Origin of the sequence: Thermoflavimicrobium dichotomicum (genome assembly GCF_900114055.1) — a bacterium.
Classification (GTDB): Bacteria; Bacillota; Bacilli; order Thermoactinomycetales; family Thermoactinomycetaceae; genus Thermoflavimicrobium; species Thermoflavimicrobium dichotomicum.
Genome location: NZ_FORR01000013.1, coordinates 64,122 through 87,994, shown reverse-complemented (window position 1 = coordinate 87,994; position 23,873 = coordinate 64,122). Strand labels below are relative to the sequence as shown.

General features: G+C 43.8%; 23 protein-coding genes. 1 reads left to right on the top strand and 22 read right to left on the bottom strand.

Going from position 1 to position 23,873, the window contains the following annotated elements:
• Nucleotides 1-210: 210 nt before the first annotated feature.
• From BMZ78_RS12930 to BMZ78_RS12895, 8 genes are all read right to left on the bottom strand, one after another.
• Complete coding sequence (locus BMZ78_RS12930; protein ID WP_093230854.1) at nucleotides 211-1,188, bottom strand: biotin--[acetyl-CoA-carboxylase] ligase; 978 nt, start codon at nucleotides 1,186-1,188, stop codon at nucleotides 211-213.
• Nucleotides 1,169-2,389 (bottom strand): CCA tRNA nucleotidyltransferase, encoded by a 1,221-nt coding sequence (locus BMZ78_RS12925; protein WP_093230853.1) that lies wholly within the window; start codon nucleotides 2,387-2,389, stop codon nucleotides 1,169-1,171. Before BMZ78_RS12925 ends, BMZ78_RS12930 begins: the two co-directional genes overlap by 20 nt.
• Nucleotides 2,390-2,407: 18 nt before the next feature.
• Entirely contained in the window at nucleotides 2,408-3,526 is a 1,119-nt protein-coding gene (bshA, locus tag BMZ78_RS12920; protein WP_093230852.1) for an N-acetyl-alpha-D-glucosaminyl L-malate synthase BshA, read from the bottom strand.
• Between the two features lie 15 nt (nucleotides 3,527-3,541).
• The gene (bshB1, locus tag BMZ78_RS12915; protein WP_093230851.1) at nucleotides 3,542-4,252 is read right to left on the bottom strand and encodes a bacillithiol biosynthesis deacetylase BshB1; all 711 of its coding nucleotides are present in this window, start codon (nucleotides 4,250-4,252) and stop codon (nucleotides 3,542-3,544) included.
• Entirely contained in the window at nucleotides 4,249-4,665 is a 417-nt protein-coding gene (mgsA, locus tag BMZ78_RS12910) for a methylglyoxal synthase (protein WP_093230850.1), read from the bottom strand. Before mgsA ends, bshB1 begins: the two co-directional genes overlap by 4 nt.
• 27 nt (nucleotides 4,666-4,692) lie before the next feature.
• Nucleotides 4,693-5,688 (bottom strand): 1-aminocyclopropane-1-carboxylate deaminase/D-cysteine desulfhydrase, encoded by a 996-nt coding sequence (locus tag BMZ78_RS12905; protein ID WP_175482464.1) that lies wholly within the window; start codon nucleotides 5,686-5,688, stop codon nucleotides 4,693-4,695.
• Nucleotides 5,689-5,701: 13 nt separating this feature from the next.
• Nucleotides 5,702-6,502, bottom strand: a complete 801-nt coding sequence (gene dapB, locus BMZ78_RS12900) for a 4-hydroxy-tetrahydrodipicolinate reductase (RefSeq protein WP_281244571.1) — start codon at nucleotides 6,500-6,502, stop codon at nucleotides 5,702-5,704.
• A gap of 90 nt (nucleotides 6,503-6,592) precedes the next feature.
• On the bottom strand, nucleotides 6,593-6,952 hold the full coding sequence (locus BMZ78_RS12895) for a nucleotide pyrophosphohydrolase (protein ID WP_425263933.1): 360 nt from the start codon (nucleotides 6,950-6,952) through the stop codon (nucleotides 6,593-6,595).
• Between the two features lie 136 nt (nucleotides 6,953-7,088).
• Here BMZ78_RS12895 and BMZ78_RS12890 point away from each other — a divergent pair, with 136 nt between their 5' ends.
• Nucleotides 7,089-7,961 carry a YitT family protein gene (locus BMZ78_RS12890; protein ID WP_093230846.1) on the top strand — a complete coding sequence of 291 codons (873 nt, stop codon included), beginning with the start codon at nucleotides 7,089-7,091 and terminating at the stop codon, nucleotides 7,959-7,961.
• A 393-nt stretch (nucleotides 7,962-8,354) separates the two neighbouring features.
• Here the strand turns inward: BMZ78_RS12890 and BMZ78_RS12885 are convergent, their stop codons facing one another.
• The 14 genes from BMZ78_RS12885 to BMZ78_RS12820 all read right to left on the bottom strand — a co-directional run bounded on the left by BMZ78_RS12885 (nucleotide 8,355) and on the right by BMZ78_RS12820 (nucleotide 23,872).
• Nucleotides 8,355-9,155, bottom strand: coding sequence for a sporulation protein YpjB (locus BMZ78_RS12885; protein ID WP_175482463.1), 801 nt, complete (start codon nucleotides 9,153-9,155; stop codon nucleotides 8,355-8,357).
• Nucleotides 9,156-9,289: 134 nt separating this feature from the next.
• Nucleotides 9,290-10,243: a hypothetical protein gene (locus tag BMZ78_RS12880; RefSeq protein ID WP_093230844.1), complete on the bottom strand. Its 954-nt coding sequence runs from the start codon at nucleotides 10,241-10,243 to the stop codon at nucleotides 9,290-9,292.
• A 483-nt stretch (nucleotides 10,244-10,726) separates the two neighbouring features.
• The gene (locus BMZ78_RS12875; RefSeq protein ID WP_093230843.1) at nucleotides 10,727-12,037 is read right to left on the bottom strand and encodes a (Fe-S)-binding protein; all 1,311 of its coding nucleotides are present in this window, start codon (nucleotides 12,035-12,037) and stop codon (nucleotides 10,727-10,729) included.
• Nucleotides 12,030-13,439, bottom strand: coding sequence for an FAD-binding oxidoreductase (locus tag BMZ78_RS12870; protein WP_093230842.1), 1,410 nt, complete (start codon nucleotides 13,437-13,439; stop codon nucleotides 12,030-12,032). Before BMZ78_RS12870 ends, BMZ78_RS12875 begins: the two co-directional genes overlap by 8 nt.
• 403 nt (nucleotides 13,440-13,842) lie before the next feature.
• The gene (locus tag BMZ78_RS12865; protein ID WP_245739855.1) at nucleotides 13,843-14,484 is read right to left on the bottom strand and encodes a DUF1405 domain-containing protein; all 642 of its coding nucleotides are present in this window, start codon (nucleotides 14,482-14,484) and stop codon (nucleotides 13,843-13,845) included.
• A 77-nt stretch (nucleotides 14,485-14,561) separates the two neighbouring features.
• Nucleotides 14,562-15,356: a menaquinol-cytochrome c reductase cytochrome b/c subunit gene (locus tag BMZ78_RS12860; protein WP_093230841.1), complete on the bottom strand. Its 795-nt coding sequence runs from the start codon at nucleotides 15,354-15,356 to the stop codon at nucleotides 14,562-14,564.
• 25 nt (nucleotides 15,357-15,381) lie between these two features.
• Complete coding sequence (qcrB, locus tag BMZ78_RS12855; RefSeq protein ID WP_093230840.1) at nucleotides 15,382-16,053, bottom strand: menaquinol-cytochrome c reductase cytochrome b subunit; 672 nt, start codon at nucleotides 16,051-16,053, stop codon at nucleotides 15,382-15,384.
• Between the two features lie 28 nt (nucleotides 16,054-16,081).
• Complete coding sequence (locus BMZ78_RS12850; protein ID WP_093230875.1) at nucleotides 16,082-16,543, bottom strand: QcrA and Rieske domain-containing protein; 462 nt, start codon at nucleotides 16,541-16,543, stop codon at nucleotides 16,082-16,084.
• A 226-nt stretch (nucleotides 16,544-16,769) separates the two neighbouring features.
• Complete coding sequence (locus tag BMZ78_RS12845; protein WP_175482462.1) at nucleotides 16,770-17,228, bottom strand: DUF2487 family protein; 459 nt, start codon at nucleotides 17,226-17,228, stop codon at nucleotides 16,770-16,772.
• A 62-nt stretch (nucleotides 17,229-17,290) separates the two neighbouring features.
• Nucleotides 17,291-17,842, bottom strand: a complete 552-nt coding sequence (locus BMZ78_RS12840) for a YpiB family protein (RefSeq protein ID WP_093230838.1) — start codon at nucleotides 17,840-17,842, stop codon at nucleotides 17,291-17,293.
• Nucleotides 17,843-17,982: 140 nt separating this feature from the next.
• The gene (locus BMZ78_RS12835; RefSeq protein ID WP_093230837.1) at nucleotides 17,983-19,107 is read right to left on the bottom strand and encodes a hypothetical protein; all 1,125 of its coding nucleotides are present in this window, start codon (nucleotides 19,105-19,107) and stop codon (nucleotides 17,983-17,985) included.
• A gap of 195 nt (nucleotides 19,108-19,302) precedes the next feature.
• Nucleotides 19,303-21,927 (bottom strand): restriction endonuclease, encoded by a 2,625-nt coding sequence (locus BMZ78_RS12830; RefSeq protein WP_093230836.1) that lies wholly within the window; start codon nucleotides 21,925-21,927, stop codon nucleotides 19,303-19,305.
• A gap of 73 nt (nucleotides 21,928-22,000) precedes the next feature.
• Nucleotides 22,001-22,657: a hypothetical protein gene (locus tag BMZ78_RS12825; protein WP_093230835.1), complete on the bottom strand. Its 657-nt coding sequence runs from the start codon at nucleotides 22,655-22,657 to the stop codon at nucleotides 22,001-22,003.
• A gap of 303 nt (nucleotides 22,658-22,960) precedes the next feature.
• Entirely contained in the window at nucleotides 22,961-23,872 is a 912-nt protein-coding gene (locus BMZ78_RS12820) for a D-alanine--D-alanine ligase (RefSeq protein ID WP_093230834.1), read from the bottom strand.
• Nucleotide 23,873: the final 1 nt, after the last annotated feature.

Genomic DNA, 23,873 nt, shown 5'->3' with positions numbered 1-23,873 from the left:
AAGAGAAATAAAAACGCCTATTAGCCAGTCCGGGACTAAAAGGCGCAGGTTTGACATACAAACCATTCCTCTGTCTCCGTCCCAAAGGCTCGAAGCAGAATCCGATATAACACAATAAAACAAAGAAAAGTCGTAAGTGTGGCTCCAAAAAATGGGATGCCACCTTACCACTTTTAGATTAACGAAATCATATATACAATGCAATCATTTTTATTTCAACGAAACATCTGCAGAATGTACAGAAACCAACCCACGATCCGTCCGAATAATGAGAGCCCCTTGATCATTCAAATGTTCAGCAATCCCTGTTATCACACCTTGTGGAGTACGAGCCACAATCTGTTTCCCGATGATCCCGGAGGATTGCTCCCACTTCGCTTTGATTTTGGAAAAACCGGACTGTAAATAGTGATCGTACACTTCCTCCAGTTCCTCCAGAATCGCGGCAATCAGACTGGCACGATGTACAGGCCCTCCCAACTCAATCGCCAGTGACGTGGCAATGGCTCTCAGCTCTTCAGGCCAGTTTTTTTCGGGAGTATTGACATTGATCCCCATGCCCAGAATGACATAGTGAATCTGGTCCTGTTCTCCACGCAGTTCGGTTAAGATCCCACAGATCTTTTTGCCATGAACCAACAGGTCATTCGGCCATTTGATCTGTATGGGAAGTCCGGTAACCCTTTCGATTCCCTGCTTGACTCCCAGTGAAGCCAACAAAGTTAGATGAGAGGCTTCTGTCAATAAAATGGGCGGACGAAGAATCAAACTCATCCATACACCCGATCGGGGAGGAGAGTACCAGCTGCGTCCCAAACGTCCACGGCCTTCTGTTTGTTCTTCAGCTACCACCAGGGAACCTTCAACTGCTCCTTCCCGTGCCCATTGATGAGCCAAAATCTGTGTGGAAGCAACCACTTCCTGGTACCGGATTTCCCGCCCAAACTTCTTCGTATGAAGATGATAGGCAATCTCTTCAGGTGCGACACGATCCGGGCGATACAGGAGACGATACCCACTACGCGGTCTTGCTTCGATCTCATAGCCTTCTTGCCGCAGTTCTTCGATATGTTTCCAGACAGCCGCCCGGCTGCAACCCAATTCACGGCTAATCTCTTCCCCAGAGACAAATTGCGGTTGATATTGAATCAATAATGAAAGCAGTCGGTCACGAATATTCTGCCCCAACTTTACATCCTTCCTTCAGTAAACATTCTTTTTGATTGGGAATATTCCCTAACGCCACTTTTTCCAATAAGTACTCCAATGTTTTCTTGATCCATGGACCTGCGGGTTGCTGTTGATACTGTATCAGATCCTGGCCGGAAATGGCCAGGTCCTTTAACGATTTGGCTGGCATCTCATTCCACCATGAGGTTAAATCTTGCTCCAGTGAAGCAGATAATGGTTTATCCAGAATTCTGGCCAACTGTACGGCTCTTAACCCTGTCTCCAGTCCATGCCTGAGCAGCAGTTTTTTTCCCTCATCTTCCGTTAACGAATAGGGCCAATCAAGTGCCAACTGATAACAGGCTTTTATCGCCTTGACATCATGATTCGCCAGGCGCAATTGCCGTAAATGATGCTGAATATCTTTTTTTCCACCCGTGCATAAATATACCAGATAAGCCCAGCATCCGATGCGATCCGGTATCTGGTCAAACTTGCCGATCTGTGCCTGGGTGGGCGTTTGCACTTGCCAGGCAGCAAAGGGAGGCAAGTAGTTTATCAAACCACATTCATAGAGTAAAGCAATTCCCCGTGATGTAGCCGGGCTTGCCCACACTTTTTCCAGTTCGGCTACTACTCTTTCGACAGAGAGATGAATGCATTTGTCATTGAGTTTAGCCATTGCTTCCTTAACCTTTGGATCCAATGCAAATTGCAGTTGGGCAGCAAAACGTGCTGCCCGTACCATCCGCAAAGGATCTTCTTCAAAGCGATCAAAGGGACTTCCAACGGTACGAATTCGTTTCGCCTGAATATCCTGGAGCCCTCCATAATAATCGTACAGTTTCCCCTGACGATCCTGTGCCATCGCATTCATGGTAAAATCTCGCCGTGACAAATCCTGCTCCAGTGAAGAAACAAACTCGACATGACTTGGATGACGATAATCTTCATAGTCAGACTCTGTTCGAAAAGTCGTTACCTCGATCGGGATCCCCTGATGAATGACCGTCACCGTACCATGCTTGATCCCTGTCGGAACCGTACGCGGAAACAAAGACTGCACCTTGTGGGGCAAGGCATTTGTCGCCACATCATAGTCTTGGGGAGGACGTTTCAGAACAAAATCCCGAACACATCCTCCCACCAAATAAGACTCAAACCCAGCCTCTTCCAATCTTTTCATGATCTGAAGTGCTGCTTCCCGTTTAGGATTCATGCTCCATTCCACGCTTTCCTAGCTATCCATCACCTGCTGATATAATTCCTCATACTCAGCAGCGATTTTTTGACCGCAAAACTTTTCTTCTACCCGCTCTAATCCCTTTTGCGAGAAGTCATGATATAACGATTCATTCTGAAGTAATTCAATGGCATAATTCGCCATCGCCTCTACATCTCCTACATCAGCCAAAAATCCCGTTTTCCCGTGTTCGACGACTTCTGGAATGCCGCCAGCATTTGAACCCACAGTAGGTACACCGCATGCCATCGCTTCCAGAGCAACCAAACCAAAACTTTCTTTTTCCGATGGGAGTAGCAAGAGATCTGCAAGCGAAATCAACTGTGCCACTTCGTCTTGTTTACCCAGGAAAATGATTTTGGACGTCAGGTTCAATTTCTCTGCCAGCGAAACAACCTTGGTCATTTCCGGCCCTTCGCCTACGAGCATTAATCGGGCTGGAACTTCTTTTTGCACACGATCAAATATCGCGACAACATCTTCCAGGCGTTTCACTGGCCGAAAGTTGGATATATGGAGTAAAATCTTTTCATCCGCTTGCAGATATTTTTCACGCAATCGGGACACATTCCGAGGGTAGAAAACACGCCGATCCACAAAGTTATAAATGCGTTTGATTTCTTTATTCACAGCAAGTTTCTCTTCGGTAAGCTGAACCAAACTGTCAGAAACAGCGGTTACCATATCACTTTGATTAATACCGAAACAAATAATATCCCGGAGCGATTCATCTTCTCCCAACACGCTGATATCCGTTCCATGTAAAGTGGTTACCACTTTTAAATGATCGCCAACCATCTGCTTGGCCAAAACAGCAGCAACGGCATGAGGTACTGCATAATGGACATGCAATAAGTCAAGTTGATATGTTTTGGCTACTTGAGCCATTCGACTTGCCAAGGATAAATCATAGGGCGGATATTTGAAAACGGCATAACGATTGGCTTCAACCCCATGATACCAGATATTTTGGTGAAAATTCCCTAACCGAAAAGGCATGTCATAAGTAATAAAATGAATATGGTGTCCACGTTCCGCCAACAACTTTCCAAGCTCTGTCGCTACTACTCCCGATCCTCCGTGTGAAGGGTAACAGGTTATTCCGATCCGCATTTGATATCACCCCTTTCACTGGTCCCGTGAAATTAACAGTTGGGTTTTAAGGGGCTTCGGACTGATCAGGCCTTCACCGTAAAGCGCTCCAATCTGATATCCCCAGATGGAATCGCGTCCCTGTATCATGGCCAGGTAGGAAGGTTGATTGAGTGGTGTATCCATTTCTCCTTCCTGTCGATTGAACTGGCTGGCATACGCCTTGATTGCTGCCATTTTCAGTTCATATACATCACTCACATCTACAATCAGATCCGGTTGGGTGATATCATTGATAAAATAGTAATAAAACTGGTTTACGCGATGAGCTGGTTCGTTTCCTGGCGTTTGTTTTTTCCGAATCGCCGCATCAAAGATGGCCTCTTTCACCATGCGGCTGCATGCGACATGATCCGGATGCCGATCTTCATAATAAGGGGCTAAAACAACATGGGGGCGATATTGCCGAATCACTTGGGTAATTCGCAGGATCTGTTCAGGAGAACCGGTTAGACCCCGATCTGGAAACCCAAGATTGATCAGCTTTGATACACCTAAAATTTCAGCCGCTTTTTTCGCCTCTTCCCGTCTTCGTTCCACGGTTCCATTGGAAGACAGTTCTGCTTCTGTCAGATGACAGATCGCTGTTTTGAAACCGGCAGCATGATGTTTGGCCAATAATCCGCCGATGCCGATCTCAGCGTCATCGGGATGAGCGGCAAAAACGAGAAGATCTACTTGACTCATACGCAATCCCCCCTATCTTTATGGATCAATGATCGCCAAGCCAGATCACCTTGCTCGATCGAGCGAATCAGTATCTCTGCTGTCGCCATATTGGTTGCCACTGGAATATTATGAACATCCGCTAAACGGAGCAAGGCCAGAATATCGGGTTCATGCGGTTGAGCAGTCAAGGGATCACGAAAAAATATGATCAAATCCATCATGTTCTGGGCGATCAGTGCTCCAATCTGCTGATCGCCACCTAAGGGTCCGGATAAAAAACGATGGATTTTCAGTCCAGTCGCATTCATGATTTTGGTTCCGGTCGTCCCGGTGGCATAAAGTTGGTGTGGTGCCAAAAGCGGCTGATACGCAATACAGAATTGAACCATCCGTTCTTTTAACTGATCATGGGCGATAAGAGCAATATGCACGATTCTCACCAACTCACCGTTTTATTTTTAAGTGGCTACAGGGAAAAAGGAAGAAACATGAGCAAACAGAGCCGGAGTACCTCCTGTATGCCAGAACAGGACATGTTTATTTGCCATGTCTCTTTTACTCAGATGGTCAATCATTCCTGCCAGAGCTTTTCCTGTATAAATGGGATCCACAAATATACCTTCGAGTTTGGCTAACAAACGAATGGCTTCATTTCCAGCTGGAGATGGTACCCCATACTTCCGACCGATATATTGGTCCAACACCTCTATATCAGAATGCGAAATCTCTTTCATCGCCTGGATTTCACCCAGAAGCTCGTGGGCCAGTCGGTGCACTTCTTCTTTAGCGCTTTTTTGGTCTAACCAAACACTGACACCGATCATTCTTGTATGATCCTGACCATGAACTGCTTGTCCTGCAAGGAGTCCAGCCAGCGTTCCGCCAGTCCCCACCGCTACATAAATTTCATCAAAAGGAGGAAGGCCCAGTCTCTCTCTTTGTGACTCCAGTTCCTGCCAAGCCTGATAATAACCATAATCCCCTATACTGACCGAGCCGCCCACTGGAATCACAAAAGGCCTGTAACCCAGTTGTCTCGCTTCCTCCGCCTTTTCTTCCATCGCCTGCAATAAACCTTTTGAGCCATACTGGCCTGTCAGGAAAATCTTTGCCTCCAGAAGCTCATCCAAAAACAGATTGCCTTGCCTCTCTCCCAAACGATGCCCGCTAAAGCAAAGCCAGGTTTGCATCCCTGCCTGATTCGCCACAGCGGCAGTCAAACGGCAATGATTCGAGCCTGGACTTCCACCTGTAATGATCAAGTTGCATCCTTCCTGACGTGCTTGTCCAATCAGATATTCCAACTTTCGTACTTTATTTCCTCCGAATGCGATCCCCGTCAAGTCATCCCGTTTGATCCAACAGCTAGCTACTCCCAGCTTGTCGGCCAGACGAGGTAATGGATGCAGCGGTGTCTCGTCCAACAGTAAAGGATAACGCGAAAATACCCGCATCGAGCACGCCCCTTTATAATTCAAGAATGTTTTCCAATCCATAAACGAGACGATCTAATTCCATTACTTTTTCAATTGCCAACTTTACTCCTGGCATAAACGATTCACGGTTTAAAGAGTCATGTCGTATGGTCAACAACTGTCCAGATCCGCCAAACATGACTTCTTGATGGGCAACAAGCCCCGGCAGCCGCACACTGTGCACCCGGAAACCATGATAGTTGGCGCCTCGGGCCCCCGCTATGATTTCTTTTTCATCGGGATGCCCTTGCTTCATCTCTTTGCGGTTCTCAGCAATCAATTCGGCTGTTTTGATGGAAGTTCCCGATGGAGCATCCAACTTCTGATCATGGTGCAACTCAATAATCTCTACATGTGGCAAATATTTGGCCGCCTGTGCTGCAAATACCATCATCAATACAGCACCAATGGCAAAGTTTGGCGCAACAATGGCTCCAATTCCTTTTTCCCTGCACTGTTGGTCCAGTTCCTTCATTTCTTGTTCAGACAATCCTGTCGTCCCCACAACCGGACGAACACCTGCCTGGATGGCAAGCTCCATATGCCTTTTGACAGTATGAGGTGTTGTAAAATCGACAAGCACATCTGCTGGAAATTGCTTCAATGCTTCTTCAACAGATCCGACAAAAGGAGTTCCCAATGTACCGATTCCTGCGACTTCTCCTACATCTTTGCCTGCTTGAGAACGGGACACTCCACATACAAGGCTTAGATTTTCTGCCTGGTGCAGCATTTTGACAACTTCTTGTCCCATTTTTCCATTAGCGCCTGCTACAATCACTCGAATACTCATGATGCTGATTCTCCTCTTATTGTCGAATTTTCTACTTCACAAAAGAAAATCATAAGGGAGATCGGCTGTTCCCAACCTGCTCCCTCTCTCCTAGTCTTGCGTTTTGGACACGAGTTCGCCTTCCTGCTCTTTCCGTGTCCAACGATTCTTGTCGCGGGTATTATATTTGTGCATTACTTCATTAAACGCTTCTTCCAAATCGATGTTTAATGAATTGGCAAAACAGGTGACAATAAAGATGATATCACCTAATTCGTTTTGAATCGAGTTTTCCTTTTCCTCCGGTTTTTTTGGCTTTTGACCATAACGGTGATTCACTTCACGTGCTAGTTCACCCACTTCTTCCGTCATGCGCGCCAACATGGACAGAGGATGGAAATAGCCTTCTTTAAATTGACTGATATATTGATCCACTTCTTCCTGGATCTGTTTGAGTGTTTTTCCAGCCATCAAAGGAAACCTCCTTACTATTTTTCATGTTAACTGATCCTTATTTCAATCTCAATCATTAACGCATTGAAAGGGACAGATCCAGAAATGTATAATATATCAGGATTGAAAAGATAAGGAAAAGAGGAGAAGTTCTATGAAAAACAAATTTTATCTACACACTAAAAATATTATCATCATTCTCATCGGCAGTCTCATCTTTTCAATTGGGATCAACTATTTTGCCATACCTAGCAAACTCGCAGAGGGTGGATTTACAGGTATTTCCATGCTCTTGCACTATAAATTTGGCTGGGATGCCGGAACCATCGTATTTCTTCTCAATCTTCCTCTTTTCTTCATCGGTTATAAAGTATTTGGCAAACAGACTTTTGTTTATACCATTATCGCCACCACAGCCGTGTCTGTGTTCCTGAATCTGACCAAAAATATTGGCACGCCTCTGAATGATCTGCTGCTCAATGCTCTTTATACGGGTGTTCTTGTTGGCGTTGGATTAGGGCTAATTTTCAGAACAGGCGGAACGACCGGGGGAGTCGATATCATCGCCCGGCTCGTGAATCGTTATGTTGGATGGAGCATCGGACGGACCATGTTTCTGTTTGATTTCGCCGTAATCGCTTCTTCCGTGTTTGTCATCAGCCTGGACATGGCGATGTATACCCTGGTTTCTGTCTTTGTAGGAGCACGTGTAGTTGATTTCGTAGTCGAAGGGTTGAATGCGTCCAAGGCTGCCACCATTATTTCCAATCATGCCAAAGAACTGGCCCAGGAAATTACACAAAAGATGGAACGCGGAGTCACGATTTTAAAAGGTCAGGGTGCTTATACCGGTTCTGAAAAAGAAGTACTTTACGTTGTCGTCCAGCCAAACGAGTTGCCCAAACTCAAACAAATTGTCCATCAGCTCGATCCAGATGCTTTTGTCGTCGTTCATGATGCACGGGATGTATTGGGTGAAGGATTCACTTTTGAAAAAATCGGCTCCGAAAAAATCGCCAAAAGCTAAGGATCTTTTTCAAACTCCTGCGCCTGTTCTATTTTAAAACTATATTCATACGCAACTACATAACAAGCGGAGTTTTTCCAAGCGAGTGACTTACGAGCCCTACCCGGCGGAGAGGCGGAAGCGAAAAATTAAAAAAGCGGGCAATATCCACTGAAGCGGCAGCGTATTTTGCCCGCTTCTTTCGCTTCCGCTTCGGAGCGGCCCTGAGATACTTCCTTGTAGGGCGCAGTCGGAACGAGTCGGAAAAACGGAGCGGGTGCCCAAATCAATTTGTAACTTGATTGACTTTTAAAAAAACTTCTAACCTTGGAGACCGGGTTTCTTGCCGGTGTCTGATCTCACGCCCATAAAAAAACCAACTCTCCTCCACGTTCAGAGAGTCGGTCCAATCAGCTAGGCTTTTTGCATTACCTCTTCACTCTGATATTTTCGCCATCCTACATAAGAAAGAACCAAAATGATAAATCCACTTATCCAACAAAGAATCCAATAGAATGGCAAACTTCCAAAGGGTGCAATGACCGCCATCACATCTTTTTCTGTTCCAAAAAAGAGCGGATAAAGAATCCGGTCCAATTCCTCGATACTCGCCTTCATCAATTCCTGATCTTCTGTTTTCCTCAAGGCTGTAAACAATGAATCGAGCTTCTGTACCGTCTGTTCGCTTTTGGCGATAATCAGTGCAGGGCGAATGATGTCATAGTCTTGTGCGAACTGTTCGATTTGCTGTCTGATTTTTCCCTGATTCCTGTCAGCCAATGTCTTTTTCAATCTTTGCAATTGATTTTTAAAAGAGTCATAGTATTGCTTCCATAACGGCTGATGGGAATGTGACATCGCATCAAAAGCAATCGACAAACGAATCGCTGCTTTCTTCAATTTCGCCTCATTCAACATGACTCGATTCAATTCGTGCTCTACATCCAGGATCGCCTCAGATAATGCACGAATTGCCGCAACATTCAACTTTTTATTTGAAAAATCAGCAGTAGCAAACTGGGTAGCCAACTGGGTTAACTCTTCTTTGGCAAGACGAAATTCTCTCTGTTCAATCCATTTCGATATTTGCAAGGCTTTTTTGGACCATTCTTCACTTTGTTCATGAAACCCTTCATTCGCCTGAGCCATTGGTAAAAAAGTAAAAAAACACATCCCTATGAAAACCAGCCATTGCATAATTCGTGGCGGTGACAATTCGATCCCCTCTTTCACTTGTCCTTTATGGACAGTGTATTCATGTGATCTAGTTAAATATGTCATCGGGATGTGTTTGTAGTGCAAACTGGTCTTTTTTATACCGAACGTGCCTATTCATCGATTTCGAATATCTAAATCCCTTCCATTTTTTTTAACTTGCCTGTCCGTATATCATAATAATGAGGATACAGGCTTTCATGCGTAAAATAAATGGGATATGGAAAGGAGCGATATCCTTTTACCGTTTTCAAAAATTTACCTAACCATTTGACAAACAATCTCTCCATAATCACACTATAAACGGCATCCAAATCCTGATGGATAATCGCATTCACATCCAAAAATTTCTCAAAATGAATCTCTGTTCCCATATGTAAATAGCCAAATACCGGTTTTCCCGAGCGGTCATAATAAAGAGGCACTTCTTTTAACTGGTTGGTAATCGGTTTGAAATCAAATGAAAATCCATAAATTTGGTCAAACTTGGCTTCCAGCAAAATCGCTTCCGTTTCTCTGGTGTAAGAGTAAGTAAAAAGCTCCTGAAATGACCGTGTTATTTCATCTTCAACATACTGGAAAGCTTCAATGATTTTTCTTTGGTCTTCTTGTGAAACTTTATACTTCACAAACTTTTTCGTTCTCAAATTGTAATAGTGGGGATAATCCGCACTGAACGACAGATAAATCGGATAAGGAAAGCGATGATATCCAGAAACACTCCGCAATAAGTCACTTAACCAGTTGGCAAAAAGAGGCCGAACTTTTTCAGCATAACGAACATCATATCTTCTACTCTCATCCAAATATGTATCACAGCGAAATTTTTTTAGCTTCAATTCTTCAATTTCATAAACCGGTTCACCATTTTCTTCATAACGATAAGGCACCAGATCAAACAGGGGCAAGCTCGTACATGGACGTACACTCATCTCAAAATCAAACAAACGGTTTCCAACATATACCAAAATCACTTCTGTATCTGGCGTATAGGGAAAAGAAAAAGCCCGTTGAAATAATTGAATGACAGGCTCTCTTTCTTCTTCCAGAGCCCGATAGATTTTCTCTCTCTCTTCAAGCGAAATCATCCATTCATCCTCCTATGACTAGCTACTGTTCCAGGTACCTGTACAAAAACTCTTCCATCTTCTCTTACTAAAACTAACAATATGATATTTTTATATAAAATAACTATAAAATCTAGTATAAAGGAGAATAAAAATCGTTCAATCACTCTGATCGATTTCCATCTAAAAGAAGAGGGGCCTTTTCCCAATGAAGCGATTAGCTATGGGAGAGAGAAGAGCCCCGAAGCCAGCCAAAAAGATATGGGTAATCAGCCGTTTTTTTTCCATTTCATTACCGCTCAATAAAAAAACGGGCAGGAAGTCGTTCAACCGGAAAAGGAACCGGGCTTGTCAACAGTCCGCAATGCACAGATCTGGAGTCAGGGATATTCTCGCCTGCTTTTGCAAATTGGCGAGTTCATCCGTAAATGCTGACCTCTGTCTACTCCCAAATGATTATAACCTTAAACTTTTCTGAAATAAAAGGTGGTCACCTTTTCTCTTTCATTCTTCGACTCCACATACCTTTGCCAACAGTTCCACCAGATGAAGGGTTTGAATGGAGTCGCCTGCTCCCATTCTCTCTACGCCCAGGCGCATTTGTAAATAGCAGCCAGGATTCGTTGTTACAATGGTCGTCGCTTGTGTTTCCTCAATATCTTTCATCTTCACATCCAGTATTTTCATCGATTCCTGAAAGTGGAGCAAATTATAAATGCCTCCAGAACCACAACATTGATCCGCACTCTTCAGTTCCACGTAAGTAGCTCCCGGAACCGATTGCAATAACTGTCTGGGTTCATTGATAACTTTCTGGACATTGCGCAAATGACAGGAATCCTGATAGGTGATGATGCCTTTCCATTCTTTTTGAAAAGGCAGCGGACCAAATTGAACCAACAGCTCACTAATATCCCGTACCGCCTGGACAAAGCGCTTCGCCCTTTCCTGCCACTCCGGTTCATCTTTAAACAGTTGATCGTATTCCCGTAACATCGCACCACAGCCACCCGCATTGTTGACATAATAATCGGCTCCACTCTTTTCAAAAGCTTCGATATTGGCCCGAGCCAATTTTTTGGCCTCTTCTGTCATACCCTGATGTGAAAAGAGGGCACCACAACAGTTCTGTTGTGCTGGAATCACCACTTCACAACCGACCAATGTGAGGAGATGGATGGTCAACCGATTGGTCCGATAGAGCAAGGCATCGGTTATACAGCCAGTAAAAAAAGCCACTTTTGCTTTTGTTTCTCCTTTTGCAGGAAACACTTCTCCCCATTGAACTCTTTTTTTAGGAGGTGATAATGGAGGAAGGGTTTTTTCCCATTGGTCCAGTACTGGGGAAATTCGTTCCAGGAAGCGGGTGCGTTTTAGAAAGCGGGAAAAACCTGACTTCTGATAAACCCAGGCCAAATTGCCAATGAACCGCATCCGCGAAGGATACGGAAACAGATGGCGTAACAGAAAAGATTTGATCTTGGTCATGGCTGGAGCATCTTCTTGGCTTTCTGCTGCTGTGATCGCTTCCTTTGCCTGCTCCAAAATATGACCATAGGGAACATTGACAGGACAAACCACTTCACAGGCCCGACAACCCAAACAAAGATCAATCGGTTCTGCCAAATGCTCCCTGATATCGATTTTTCCTTCAGCAGCCAATTTTACCAGGTTAATCCGTCCCCGTGGGGAAGCAGATTCTTTTCCCATCGAGACATAGGTGGGACAAGCCGGCAGACAATAACCACATTGAATGCATTGGTTTGTTTCCTGATACGTATTTTTTCTAAGACGCTCAACCTGTGAATCATTCATCCGTCAGCACCACCTTGGTCTGTCCTGGTTGGGGGAAAATTTTCCCTGGATTCAGGATATGATTTGGATCCCATGCGTCTTTGATCAATTTCATCAGCCGAAGCCCTTCTTCACCCAATTCCATCTCCATATAAGGCGATTTCATAATTCCGATCCCATGCTCTCCAGACAAGGTTCCTCCCAATGAAATGGCCGCTTCGAAAATTTCACTGACAGCATCTTCCACTCGTTTCATTTCTTCTTTATTTTGCTTGTCGGTGATAATCGTTGGATGCAGATTTCCATCCCCGGCATGTCCAAAAACAAATAAATTGAGCTGATACTTTTCACGAATCTCCCTTAAACGGTTCATCATCGCTGGAATTTGATTGCGTGGTACAGTCGCATCTTCCGAAATCTTGGTCGGTCCTACTTGCGCCAACGCAGGCGAGACATTTTTTCGAGCTTGCCAAATTTTGTCTCTTTCCTGCTCATCGCGGGCAATGTGTACTGAAGTAGCGCCCGCTTCCTTGCACACTTGAGCACAACGTTCAATTTCTTCATCGACCGCCAACGGATGGCCATCTACCTCAATGATCACCATCGCCTCCGCATCCGTCGGCAATCCGATTGGCTTGAAATTTTCCACAGCCCGAATGCACTGCTGATCCAGCATCTCCATCGCTGCAGGCAAAATCCCTTGCGATAATATATTGGTAATCGCCACACCTGAAGTGACAAACTCTGCAAACGTAGCATACATCGTTTTACGTGCAGGCGGTTTTGGAATCAGACGCAGAATCGCCTCCGTCACAATGGCCAGTGTTCCTTCTGAGCCGACAATGAGGCGAGTCAGATCATAACCCGTTACATTTTTTACGGTTTTTCCACCTGTTCGGACAATCTCACCTGTTGGAGTTACGACCTCAAGACCAATCACATACTCCTTGGTTGTTCCATACTTCAAACCTTTTGGACCGCTCGAATTTTCCAGCAAGTTGCCACCAATTGTTGAAATGTGTGAGCTGCTTGGATCTGGAGGATAAAACAGTCCGGCTTCTTCTGCTTTTCGATGAATTTCCGCCGTGGTTACACCAGGAGAAACGATCGCCAGCAGATTTTCACGATCGATGATGCATTTCTGTTTCAATTGCGACATATCCAGTACCATCCCACCATGGACGGGAAGAGAACCACCACTCAATGAGGTAGCTGAACCACGTGGGTAAACCGGAATCCGGTGTTGGTTAGCCAACTTTACCAATTTGCTTATCTCTAACGCACTTTGTGGTTGAATCACAATATCTGGCAAATATTCACCAAAGGATGCATCATAACTATAAGAATAACGTTCCTGGAGATCGAGGAAAACACGATTTTCAGGAACAATTTGATGAATTTCGCGAACAATTGATGGATCCATTCTCCATCCACCTCCCTGTCTATTCTAAAAACCGGAAAAGGAAAACCGGCATATCACGGTTCCATCAAGAAACTGGAAATATATTATATTATATTTATTATTAATTATATAATAATAGGGATGTACTGAATATGTTAATAATTAATATTTGTTTTTTTAAAAAAATGGTATACATCCAGCAATCAGAGCCCGTATCCATCCATGAAGGAATAGAACTCCTGCATGTCATCAGTAAGCGGATTATTTAACATAAAATTCAAAAAATAAAAAGATATATCGGCCAATTTGTATTCTACCAAACGACGCTCATATCAAATCGTGTGTATTTATATTCCATCTTAAAAAATTCCCTGCTTATGTTGATGAGCAGGGAATTACTTATATTCTGTGGGTGATCCAGAGATTATTTCGATATCTTTGAAAACAGTATGTACTTTCCTTGCATTTTCTGTAAGGATGCCACTAGAAAAATGCTGACCAGGCTCAAACATACGGTAAAAATCGCCACATATGGCTGATACAGTTCCAGTTCCGGATGCAACCAGGGGTGAATATCGAAGCTATAATCCATTGCATCATTCAGTAAAGTCCAACCGGCTACGATCCCAATCTCTTTCAATTGATAGGAGTAAACAGGTGCATATAAAAGTGCTTGTGCAGCCATCCCCAAATGAGAAAAAACAAGCATCCAATGCTGCCAGGTGAGTGCTTGCAAAAAAGGTTGCTGGTCCAGGATTCCTCCCCAGACAATCATCACTACTGCCCAAATGCCATATTTAAACAGGGTAATTGCTGCAAAAGCTTCCATCAAGGGGCTTTTTCTATTTAGCAGATACAGCAACAGAACAATGGTAAATGCACTTGACGCTGTTGGACTGTCAGGAACAAAAATGAGGAAGTGGGTAGGGGTAACAGCCAACTGGTTTTTATACCAATAAAATCCATAAATCGAGCCTAACAAATTGACGATGAATAAAGCCCACAAACACCAGCGCTGATTTAAAATCGTCAGCAGCATCATAAACATTTGCCGCCAACTTGTCATCTTCACCGTGCATCCCACGCTTTCCATGATGTAAAAGCCTGGCTGCGAACATACAACCAGGCTTCGTAAGTATGGTATTATTTTTGCTTTTGTTTCATAAGCCACTCGGCCAAGACTTTTTGATCTTCTTTCGAACCTTGGAACATACCTGCAGGCATCATACCACGACCATTATTCATGATCTCAATGATTTTCTCTGCAGACATGCCCGGTTTGTTACCAACCCCAATCAAGTGAGGACCGTTTACACCTTGCAGCTGGTCACCATGACACTTGATACATGCACTTTGTTTATAGAGTTGGTATCCTCTCTCATCTGCAGCAATCACTTTTGCCTCTTTCGGCTTTCTACCCGGTGCAGATTCGAGTTGTTTTTCGTGCTCTGCTTCTGCAGCCCATGTCAATGCGCAAATTGCGATAATCGTAACAATCATTAATCCTGTAGCAACAGGACGTTTATGTGGACGGCGCTCTTTACTACGGTCTAACCAAGGTGCAAGCAAGAGTGCTGCTCCTGCAATCCCCGGCAGGATCACAGTACCGATTACAACGTATGGACCAGATGCCCATTTATATTTTAACAATTGATAAAGGAATAAGAAGTACCAGTCAGGCACTGGCAAAAAGCTTGTATTGGTGGGGTCAGCCTTTTCTCCTAGTGGTGGTAATTCCGACATGACCAGAGTCATGAAACCGACCAGGAATACAGCCGCCACCATCCATTCTTTTAACAGAAAGTCTGGAATAAAGGCTTCAGTTTTACCAGGAAACTCCGAGTAGTCCGGGGGATACAACTTCGGACGGTCTGCACGAACGCGCGAGTCTCCCACGTAGTGGACTTGTTTACGGTTTCCTTCTGGATTATGAGCCATGTGGATCCCTCCTCACGCGTAGACCTTATAGTGGGCCAGAGATGCCCTGACGACGAATTAAAATAAAGTGAACAGCCAGTAACATAAAGAGCAATGCTGGGAGGAAGAACACATGTAGAGCAAAGAAACGCTCAAGTGTTACCGCTCCAACGATATCTCCACCTTGCAGGAACGTTGCGATGTATTTTCCTACAAAAGGTACAGATGCAGCAATTTCTACACCTACTTTGGTCGCAAAGTATGCCTTGTTGTCCCATGGCAAGAGATAACCCGTAAATCCAAGCCCAATCATTACCAAGAAAATAAGCATTCCAACAATCCAGTTAAACTCGCGGGGGTGTTTATAGGATCCTGTAAAGAATACACGCAAAGTATGCAAGAATAGCATGACGATCGCTACACTTGCACCCCAGTGATGCATTCCGCGAACAATAGCCCCCATTGCCAATTCATTTTGCAAATAGCTGACACTCGGATGAGCGTTTACAATATCCGGTACATAATAAAGTGCCAAAAACATCCCAGAAAGAATCTGGATCACAACCACGAAGAATGTCAGTCCACCAAAGCAATAAATAAACGCCGAGAAATGGTGGGCTGGGTTCACGTGCTCAGGTACTTCGTGGTCTGCCACGTCACGCCAAATCGGCGTGATATCCAAACGCTCATCCACCCAATCATAAATGGCGCGCAGCATCGTGCTACACCTCCAATCAATAGCTACATTAAGCCTTATTTACTGGACCAATCAGTAATCGGTCATTTTCGATTTTGATTTGATACTTGTCTAATGGTTTGGATGGGGGAGTACCTGGGACGTTTGTACCGTCTTTGTAATAACGACCAAAGTGACAAGGACAGAAGAATTGGTTTTTAAACTGCGGGTTGCTATCCCAGTTGACTGTACAACCCAAGTGTTTGCATACCGGAGATAGCGCAACAACCTGACCCTTTTCATCTTTCATAACCCATGCAGTTAACAGTTCTCCCTCTTCGGGCTGATACCAACCATCTTTCCGATGGACTTTGAATTGCACTGCTTTGGGGCGATCCGTAATCTCACTGACACGCATGCCCACATCGACAAAGCCGACACCGCCGCCTTTTTTCATAACCGGATCAACGGCGAAGCGTACCATTGGAAAGAGTAGGCCCGCACCGAGGAAACCAGCTGTCCCACCTAGCATATAGGTCAAAAATTTACGGCGGGAAACTTTTTTACTCACGACACTTCCGACCTCCCTCTATACAGCAACCGTCCACTTTCAATAACCGGAACCTTTTGCTTGCTAGAACAACAAAAAAAATACAAACCTCTTACTAGGACATCTTTCATATTAACGAAAGCATGAAGCGAAAGTCAAGAAAATACATGTGACCATATACCGACAATATTTTGACACCAGTTACCATTTACGTGTTAGTTTGCCATAAATTGATTGTTTTATTATACAAATCCATTATTTCCTGATCCATTTGTTCTTCATTCCACTCTTCCGCTTCTGTGATCTCATGAACAAGCACTTGCATAGGAGAACAATCAGGCAATTGCTCTTTCCTTATATAATTACTCTTTCCATCTGCAACCATAACCAAATAGTGAAAAGAAAAACCCGCCAGCTCCTGAATCACTTCATTGAGGTAAGAAGAGAAAATTTCCGCATCCTTGCCCATATAGGAAATTGCTGGTAAAAGCAATACCCGTCCCATCAATCGCTTTTCGAAGCGCTGGGCAATCTGCTCAATGATTTCCGCTTGTCTGCGGTTCCATTTCTTTTCTGTCAGATCAAAAGAGTAAATCGGTAAACATAATGTATCGACATAGGGTGCCAACTGTTCCCATTCATTTTGCTTGATCTCTGTCCATCGCATGATACTCATCCCTTTTCTCATCATAAAAAAACTCGGCATGTGCCGAGCCAATTATACCTGATCTATTCTTTTAATTCTAGCATTTTCCGCCATTGTTCGCTGAGTTGTAAAAACGCTTCTCTGTCTCCAGTTGCCAGTGCATCATCAATTTTTTTATATAGCTGTTTCTCTTGAAAATCGAGTACCGCTTGATCGAGAAGTATCTCCGCGAACAGACTCAGTAACTTGTCTTGCACTAAGTCCTGTTTTTCCATGGGATTCCCCTCCAATACCGCGGCATATTCCGGACAGGTATTTCTGTCCTTGAAATAAAGCCCAATATAAATATCCTCATCAGGAGAGAACTTAATGTCAAAGAAAGCGGTTTCTACATCTGAATCAACACGTTTGTTCTTAATAAAACGAAAGGGAGGCATATTTGAACATTTCGTCGAAATAATTAACGATTTCCATAAATAACGCACATTTTCCACAAAATGGACCTTTTTGAGCAGTTTTTCATCAGAGGATAGGTATCTGAGCAGAAACGCTGCACCCTTTTTCTGGAGTTCATAGTGATCCAAAAACCACTCGATAAACTCCTTTTTCTCAGAAACGGTTATGCTGTTGCCCATTAGCCCTGTCCCTCCTACCCATCACACTGGGGGAATATTTCATCTATTTATCAATAGGATACGCAGATAGATCACAATATTTACCATTTTTATATATCTGCGTATATATGAATTCGACAAGGAGCTAACCGTTCCTGCTTTCAAGCCCTATCTTCATTCACGATTCTTATAAAGCCGTCTTCGATCACCTTCTCACGAAACGCGGAAATACCATGCATCCATTTGCAACCTGCCTGTGTCAAGGAGACAAAATTTCGGCCGTCTTCATTTCCCAGGCGTACCACACCCAAATGACACAACATCCGCATCATCTTTTGAAATAAAGATTCCGGTGTTTCATAGTAAAAAGGTGTCAGCCATGGCTTTAAAATCGAATACAATCGATCAAGCGGAAACCAGCCTGGATGAGCAAGGAGCCCGATCCAACGAATCAATATGGGAAGATGGTGGATGGGCTTACGATACAGACGAATCCAAAAACGATATAAATTCTTGGCTTCATTCTCATCTATTGTTCTAGTTATTTTCCCGAAACCAGTTTCTGATAAACTTAAATATCCATCTTCTTCAGCAAAATATCCTTGATAATAAGCATAATCATAAATCAGCGAAAAACGATCTGGATATAAATGATAACGTCGTCCAAAGCCAAAACGTGGCCCCTTTTCAGAAATAGGTTCTTCAGTAATGAAGAAAGATTGAAACAATTGCCGTTGCTGTTGTTTATAAATAGCCCCATCATGCGTCAATCGGACGACTTCTTTCTTTATAAATTCAAGAAAATGGTATAAATCATATACGATTTGCATTTCTTCATCACGATAAAAAGACGGTTGCTCCCTTCGTTCCTGCTGATATGGCTCCAGAAGAAGCTCAATCATCTTTTCACGGGTATCAAATGGGACATGATAGAGATACTGTGTTTGTAACGAATATCCTGGAAATAGCCATCCCTTTTTTAATGCACCAACGACAAACGAGCGTGGTTCCCCTGGTTCACCATTTAAAGCGGCCCGTCCTTTTGCAAGAAGCTCTTCCATTGTAAATGAGGGATGGTTATCCAAAACAAGCAATTGTAAAAAACGGTATTCAGCAGGAGTCAATTCATTGATGATCTTTTGCAATAAACTTTTTTGGTGGATATGCCGTAACAAAGAGCAGATTAAATCATGTTTGGAATGTTCATCTGCCTGACAACCGTAATACTGATTGAGTCTTTTCAGTTGTTCAATATCTGTATATGTAAGCCAATCAGCCATTCTCATCGGCCCATCTTCCCTTCTCTTCAAGTTGTTACTATTTTGGACGATTGTCGGAGAAGATAGACCTCTTCAGGCTGAAAAACTCCCCGTCAAACAGGTTCTTGCCAAAAGGGCCTGTTTGGGTGTCGGGGTTCCGATTCCGTTTCCTGTCAGAAAAGGAACCCCTCAGTCGATCCATATTTCACCCATTCATATGATTTACTTGACCAGCTCCAGCTTGCTCTCCTGCACACCCACCCCGATATCATACTGCATCATGAGTTCCACCAACTGTTTGCCATCGATCAGCACAATATTTTGTGGTACATGTTTAACATACCGCTTCGCCGGAGCGGTAAAGTGAGATGTGGTTATGAATACACCTCTTTCTGCATTTTTTCCCATCAATGCTCCCACAAACATTTGGATCTCAGGACGCCCGACCGGATTCTTCCATCTTTTCGCCTGTACATAAATTTTATGCAAACCTAAAGGATCTTCCAAAATGATCCCATCAATCCCTTCGTCTCCTGCTCCTCCCACGTGAAGTCCAGCCTGGGTTCCAGAACCTCCATAACCCATCTTTATGAGTAAATCAATCACCAATTGTTCAAAAAAAGCGGGGGAACAATTCATGACTTGATCCAGCAACTTTTCCTTCGAGACTGATGAAACCACTTTCTGCCGTTCTTCTCCCTTTGCTGTTTCGCTGTCATTCTTTTCTTCCATTTTTTTCGCTTCTGCTTGTTTATGATCTTTTACCAACAGTTTGGATGGTGATCCAAACGAAGTAATAAATACCCGATCCCGTGCCCGTGTGATGGCGACATAGATGAGCGAACGTTCCAGTTTGATTAACTCTTTTTTGTCATCTTCATCCTCCAATGAATCCAGTTCCCATTCGGGCGGAATCACTTCTTCATTGGCTTCCACCAGAAAAACGACCCGAAACTCCAGTCCTTTGCAACTGTGCATTGTTCCACAAATCACCGCTGACGGGTTTCCCAATGCGACTGTATCACTCGCAATTTTTTGTGACTCAATCCGTTGCTCGCCAAAGGCTTTCATATAACTATCCACCGTGTGATCAAAACGGGCAAGAACAGCGATTTCGTTTGGTTTCAAATCTTCCTCCAACAGTTCTTTCACCTTGTCCACCACAAATTCTTTTTCTTCATTGGCATGGGCAAAGTTTTTGATTTCGGGCTTCACTCCTGATAACAGGGAAATATCAATCCCATCATCTGTATCGCCATCCAGGCCATCTACCGTAAAGTTAATCACCTCAATCGCCTTTTCCCTGATCTCCTCTGTCGTCCGGTAATTCACCGTGAGGCGCTTGGAACGCTTGCCACGAACATGGATTCCGCATTTACTCAAGACCACTTGCCGCGAATAGATTCTTTGGTGAGCATCCCCGACAATAAACAGATCATTCTCATTTTCCGGCACTAACGCACGAATCAATTTAAATGCTTCTGGATGAAAATCCTGCGCTTCATCAATGATGGCTGATCGATAGCGATATGTGTAACGGTCTGGATTTTCTTCCAACCAAATGCGCGCTTTTCGGAGCACATCCACCGATTCATACAGTCCTTTTTCCTCCATCTTTTGCCGGAACCACATGGCTGTATCCCAAACTTTTTTCTTTTGTGCCCGAGAGATGCGTTTTTTCCTCCCTGTTCTGGAAGTACTCAAGTATTCTTGCCAGGTTTCTGCTCCACCTTGCTGGATGACCCAGTGATATTCGCTTTTTAGAAAGGCCAGATCTTCTTCGGCCCATCCAAAGTTTTGAGCCGCTTCCTTCCAGAGTGATTTGACCCGTGCATCCTCTTTGTCGACCATTTTTACTGTGATGTCATACACTTTTTCCACGATTTGCTTGGCAAGTTGATCAATGGGGAGCACATCGACCCGCTCCATCTCTTCTTCCGTACACATCGTCGATAATACACTTCGAATATGGTTGGCCAAAATCGGGGTATAGGTCGTCACCAAAACACGGTCATCCGGCTTCAGCTTTTTACTGACCAATTGTTGAGCCCGATGCATGACAACCACCGTTTTTCCCGTACCGGCCCCACCCAATACCCGAACGGGACCTTTATAATCTTTTTCAACCAATTCTCTTTGATCTGGATGCAAAAAAGTTCGCCATCGCTCAAAAGGCTTGTCTAACATCACTTTCAGTATTTCATCATCTGTAATGACAGCAATGTGTCGGCTGGAATGTCCACTTGTCACAGCCTTTTCAAACGAGAAAGCCCGTTCAAGCTCTTTATATTCCAAAACGGATTCCAACACTTTTTCATAGGGAGTTCCATTTAACAGACGAGCCAGATTTTCAAAAGCATCGATCGGCAGGTCACGCTTATATTTACGGAACTCTTGTTCGGTCGTCACGGATCGCAAAAGAGAGAGCTGATCTTCCGGGACACCCAGTCGTAATAATTGATGATCGGTATAATTGGCAAATAAACCCGGTTTTTCGTTAATCTCAGGAACCGTATCAATGCTGGTCCACATTTGCAAAGAACCTGTATATTTATTAATCACAAACCGTTTTCTCTGTGCCCAGCGATAAGCTTCTTCATCCCGGTCGATCCAAACCAGCAATGTAACATCCTCATGCTCGGGCCGAACCACGATCATCCTATAAAAAGGGCTAACACGAATCATATGTACTTTTGGATCCAATGAGCCTTTCATGCGCTCGATTTTCAATTGATTCCGTTCGCTCCCCCGTAACGCATCAATCACTTTTTTGGCTCGAATCTGCTCCGTTTTCGGCAACTGCGAAAATGAATCCAAAAATGTATCCTGAATAGCAACAATCCCCATGCTTTCCCCTCTCTCCTCTTTTTTTCTACTGCTGTCAGATTGTTAGCTATCTAAATAGGGTAACTGCTTTTCTTTAAATACCCCGTTCTTTCAGTTTTCGGATTATTTCTCTTCCCAATGTCTCGGTATCTTTGGGTCTTCCTTTCCAATCATATAAGGATATATCCCATTTTCGCTGATGAATCATTCGTAAATAGAAGAGTTTGGGAACGACCGGACTTTCCTGATCGATTCGATCTACATGAATACTGCCATCATGATGCTCTTCAAGCCGATACTTTCCTCCATCCAACGAGACTACCCACGAATTTTTTACTTTAGCTTCCCTTTCTTTCATTTCAACGATTTCTTTCCATGCTTTATGCCAATCGATCGAGTCAATGGGCTTTGGCTGATCCACTTCTGATGAATATACCTGCAAATCCCATACCAGCCAGCCGAGCTTCTCAATAGCCTCTTGATGTTCTCTCTGTTCTTGGGTAAGGACACAGATTTTCTGTTTGGGCCACGCCAATTCCGCCTGACCCAGAACTCTGCCATCCTGCTCAAACTCATAACCGATTTGTGGAAGTGGAACCCCTGACTTCACCAATTGAATGCAAATATCTTGATAAGCTGGATGTACCAATTCAATGAAATAAGAAGGAATGTCCATGGGTCGTTCTTCTTTCCTTTCATAGTCCCTTTGGGTTTCATTTTGCATATCATCCGTTTGTTCTTGCCAATTCATTTCTTTTTTCCTAACCCTCCCTTCCTGGATCGCCGGTTGTTCGCAATTCCTTTTCTATTCCCTATTTTCAATGGTAATATTCTTAACCTAGCATACACAAATATGATGAACAAGAAAATGATTGACAACAACCTTTTTTCTAAAACCAGAAACCGTAGGTCTGCTCAAGGGATTTAGGGTATTCCTGCCTATTTTTAAAATAATAAAAAAAGCACATGCGAACACCATGGATCGCTGCGCTTCAAGATGTCATTTTAAAAGTCCCTGGAGTGACAGATTCAACGCCTGCTCCGGGCATTGGCCTTATTTATTTTCTCTTTTTTTGTTAAGAGAAGATTCAATAATCAAGTCCAACAATTGGCTAAATGAGATTCCGGCTGCCTGGGCACTTTTCGGAAGAAGACTGTTTTTGGTCAATCCCGGTAGCGAATTGACTTCCATCACATAAGGAATACCATCCTTCACCATCATATCGATCCGGGCATATACACTGCACTTCATGGCCTTATAACAAGTTAATGCAGCATCTCGAACTCGTTCATAGATATCATGTGGCAACTCAATAACCTGTTCATCGGCTCCACCATCATCATATTTTGACGTATAGTCGAAAAAATCCGCACGGGGTCGAATGGACACAATGGGCAACAGTTCTCCATTCAAAACCGCACAGGTAATCTCATCGCCCTGGATATACTGTTCAATGATGACTTCATCATCCCAACGAAAAGCTTCCTGAACAGCCAATATCAATTCGTCTTTGGTATTTGCGATTTGGATTCCGATACTTGACCCCCCCGAATTCGGCTTCACGACAACAGGATAACCCAACCGTTCAATCTCTTCCAAAGGTCGGTCATCCATATTCTCCAGATAAATCCAATCCGGAGTAGGAATTCCTTCAAAACGGAAAATCTTTTTCGACATATCCTTGTTCATGCACAAACTGCTTGCCAATACTCCTGAACCCGTATAAGGAATTCCAAGTGTTTCGAGCGTACCTTGCACCGTTCCATCTTCACCATACTTTCCATGTAGAGCAAGCAGTGCCACGTCCATCCCTTTTACCTTTTCAATCAGTTCATTTTTGCTTTGGATTTCAATGGGATAGACGTCATACTTCTTCTTGTCCAAATGAGCGATGATTTCCCTGCCTGTCATCAGGGATACTTCTCTTTCCGAAGAAACGCCTCCCATAATCACGCCAACTTTCATC

Coding starts and splice junctions, on each gene's coding strand:
- bshA (WP_093230852.1), bottom strand. CDS start 3,526: ATGCGGATCGGAATAACCTGTTACCCTTCACACGGAGGATCGGGAGTA.
- BMZ78_RS12850 (WP_093230875.1), bottom strand. CDS start 16,543: ATGCTAGGTGGGACAGCTGGTTTCCTCGGTGCGGGCCTACTCTTTCCA.
- BMZ78_RS12830 (WP_093230836.1), bottom strand. CDS start 21,927: ATGGGGATTGTTGCTATTCAGGATACATTTTTGGATTCATTTTCGCAG.
- BMZ78_RS12880 (WP_093230844.1), bottom strand. CDS start 10,243: ATGATTTCGCTTGAAGAGAGAGAGAAAATCTATCGGGCTCTGGAAGAA.
- BMZ78_RS12875 (WP_093230843.1), bottom strand. CDS start 12,037: ATGAATGATTCACAGGTTGAGCGTCTTAGAAAAAATACGTATCAGGAA.
- BMZ78_RS12925 (WP_093230853.1), bottom strand. CDS start 2,389: ATGAATCCTAAACGGGAAGCAGCACTTCAGATCATGAAAAGATTGGAA.
- BMZ78_RS12820 (WP_093230834.1), bottom strand. CDS start 23,872: ATGAAAGTTGGCGTGATTATGGGAGGCGTTTCTTCGGAAAGAGAAGTA.
- BMZ78_RS12870 (WP_093230842.1), bottom strand. CDS start 13,439: ATGGATCCATCAATTGTTCGCGAAATTCATCAAATTGTTCCTGAAAAT.
- BMZ78_RS12905 (WP_175482464.1), bottom strand. CDS start 5,688: ATGCGGGTATTTTCGCGTTATCCTTTACTGTTGGACGAGACACCGCTG.
- BMZ78_RS12845 (WP_175482462.1), bottom strand. CDS start 17,228: ATGCGATGGACAGAGATCAAGCAAAATGAATGGGAACAGTTGGCACCC.
- BMZ78_RS12835 (WP_093230837.1), bottom strand. CDS start 19,107: ATGAGAATGGCTGATTGGCTTACATATACAGATATTGAACAACTGAAA.
- BMZ78_RS12865 (WP_245739855.1), bottom strand. CDS start 14,484: ATGACAAGTTGGCGGCAAATGTTTATGATGCTGCTGACGATTTTAAAT.
- BMZ78_RS12825 (WP_093230835.1), bottom strand. CDS start 22,657: ATGAATTGGCAAGAACAAACGGATGATATGCAAAATGAAACCCAAAGG.
- BMZ78_RS12895 (WP_425263933.1), bottom strand. CDS start 6,952: ATGGCTGGAAAAACACTCAAACAGATCCAGGAAGAAGTGGATCAATAT.
- dapB (WP_281244571.1), bottom strand. CDS start 6,502: ATGAGTATTCGAGTGATTGTAGCAGGCGCTAATGGAAAAATGGGACAA.
- BMZ78_RS12890 (WP_093230846.1), top strand. CDS start 7,089: ATGAAAAACAAATTTTATCTACACACTAAAAATATTATCATCATTCTC.
- BMZ78_RS12860 (WP_093230841.1), bottom strand. CDS start 15,356: ATGGCTCATAATCCAGAAGGAAACCGTAAACAAGTCCACTACGTGGGA.
- qcrB (WP_093230840.1), bottom strand. CDS start 16,053: ATGCTGCGCGCCATTTATGATTGGGTGGATGAGCGTTTGGATATCACG.
- BMZ78_RS12840 (WP_093230838.1), bottom strand. CDS start 17,842: ATGGGCAACAGCATAACCGTTTCTGAGAAAAAGGAGTTTATCGAGTGG.
- bshB1 (WP_093230851.1), bottom strand. CDS start 4,252: ATGAGTCAAGTAGATCTTCTCGTTTTTGCCGCTCATCCCGATGACGCT.